The 826-nt window shown below is 45.9% G+C and carries 1 protein-coding gene; it reads left to right on the forward strand.

Going from position 1 to position 826, the window contains the following annotated elements:
* A partial coding sequence (locus P0G09_RS15415; protein ID WP_275253082.1) for a hypothetical protein occupies positions 1 to 195 on the forward strand: 195 nt, incomplete at its 5' end.
* Between the last annotated feature and the right edge of the window lie 631 nt (positions 196 to 826).

Genomic DNA, 826 nt, shown 5'->3' on the forward strand with positions numbered 1-826 from the left:
TTTTCAAAAAGTATGGGTTTTCGTGAGAGCAAGAATCGTCCCGTGGCCACAAATTTTCAATTCTTGAAAATTCTTGCCCTTTTGGGACAGCTTCTTGTTGGGGCGTGCCTGCCCCAAACCCTGCTAGGTGATTTCATTCTTGGTGGTTGCTATATTGCTTATATGCCTTTTCAAATCCTGATTTGTTATATATGATAAATTTATAACATTCTCCATCTTTCATGGAAATTGCTGCAACAGGAACGACCATCTGACTCCATGAAAGCTCCCTTATCTCGTTCATGGGCAATACAAGGTTGCGATACAGTGGACTGACTGTGAGCTTTTGAGTTGAATATGTAATGCTCTGTTCATCAATGTACAAACCACCGCCAATGATTCCATTACGGCATAAGCTACACACAAAAGTTTTTCCCATAATATTACCGCCTCCTATTAGTTGATGGTTGGTTAAGTTGAGTATATCATATTGATTTCCAGAAGAACACCCCTATATAGGAGATTTTAGCCGTTTTACTGCGTACGTGCGTACGAGAGATTGGTACGCACGTACGCAGCGATTTGCCCGAAGCGCACCCTATATAGCCGTTTCCCCCTCGGAGAGCCCACTACACTTTGCAGACCGCAGGGCTGAAAGCGTCATAGTGGGTTATTACACTTCCGCAGAAGTGCCTTTTCCTCGCCGCAGACAGCCCGGTGCACCTTTGTGAGAGCTTTCTGTCCGGCGAATCCACATCGCCCACAGGCGATGTGAGCAGGGATTCCAAAGGGGCGCAGCACCCTTGGCACACGACTTTGGTACAAAGTCTAGTGTGTTACACCTTTC

The organism is Faecalibacterium sp. DFI.5.82, from assembly GCF_029076575.1.
GTDB classification, from domain to species: domain Bacteria; phylum Bacillota; class Clostridia; order Oscillospirales; family Ruminococcaceae; genus Faecalibacterium; species Faecalibacterium duncaniae.